Origin of the sequence: Clostridium sp. (assembly GCF_051656525.1) — a bacterium.
Lineage (GTDB): Bacteria > Bacillota > Clostridia > Clostridiales > Clostridiaceae > Clostridium.
Genome location: NZ_JBOGCC010000202.1, coordinates 1 through 1,028, shown reverse-complemented (window position 1 = coordinate 1,028; position 1,028 = coordinate 1). Strand labels below are relative to the sequence as shown.

The following is a 1,028-nucleotide window of genomic DNA, read 5'->3' as shown; positions in this document are numbered from 1 at the left end:
GCAGCCAGAGCGCTGTTAACACTGAAACTGTTGTTAACGAAAGCGTTAGCACAGAGAACGATCAGAAGTAGCTGGCGTGGCTTCACTGCACAGTCTCCTTTGTTCGGTTCGCGGATAAGTGCGGCAAAAATTGTGTTTGCCAGATTTCAGATGTGAGTGGTCCCAAATAGCGTGCTAAGACCTCACCATGTGGGCCGATCAGCCAGCTTTCCGGCGTGCCGATAACGCCAAGTGCTAACGCAGCTTGACCTTGTTGGTCATCAATAACATGAGAATAGGGATCGCCAACGCTGTGTAGCCATCCTTTCGCGGCGTCTGGCGTGTCACGGTAATTTAATCCGATAATGGGGAGCTGACCGCTGAGTGTTTGCAGCAGTGCATGCTCTTTACGGCAATTGGTGCACCAACTGGCCCAGACATTGAGCAAAAAAGGTTGTCCGAGCAGGGTATCGGTCGTGAGCGATTCGCCATTGAGTGTGGTTAGCGTCAACGGGGGTAGAGTGCCGATTGAGGCCTGCTTGGTCACTGGTGTACTCGCAGGGTAAAGCGCCCATAGCAGTAACAGTAAAAACAGACCACCGGCCAGCAGCGGGAGCCAGCGTTTTATTCCGGACATATGGCCTCCTCATTGCATTCGTCGGCTGTTTGACGACGACGCAGGGGGAGTAGCCCTGCGATAGTCAGCAATATTCCACCCAGCCATAACCAACGACTTCCCGGTTTATGAGCCACCCGTAAGGCGATTTGCTGTGCGCGCTTTTCCCCTGGCACGGCATATAAATCCCCGCAGCCAAGCGGCAAAATACCGGTTTCATTCATTTGCATCGCACGTACGCTGTAATGGCGCCGTTCAGGATAGAGATTCCCTAATACTTTACCATTTTGCAGTGCAGTGAGATGGTAGCGTTCCGCAGTGAAATTAGGGCCGAGCTCGGGCGTAATGGCATCTAAACGCAGCTCATACTGGCCGACTGATACGCTTTGTCCAATACCCAGCAGTGCACCTCGCTCATGGCTATATCCAGCCA

General features: G+C 52.9%; 2 protein-coding genes. Both read right to left on the bottom strand.

Annotation, left to right across the window (positions count from 1 at the left end; translation table 11 throughout):
- Positions 1–82: 82 nt before the first annotated feature.
- Positions 83–616, bottom strand: a complete 534-nt coding sequence (locus ACRDDY_RS10160) for a DsbE family thiol:disulfide interchange protein (protein ID WP_438564840.1) — start codon at positions 614–616, stop codon at positions 83–85.
- On the bottom strand, positions 604–1,028 hold a 425-nt coding region (locus ACRDDY_RS10155; RefSeq protein ID WP_438564839.1), incomplete at its 5' end, for a cytochrome c-type biogenesis CcmF C-terminal domain-containing protein. The genes ACRDDY_RS10160 and ACRDDY_RS10155, both read right to left, overlap by 13 nt.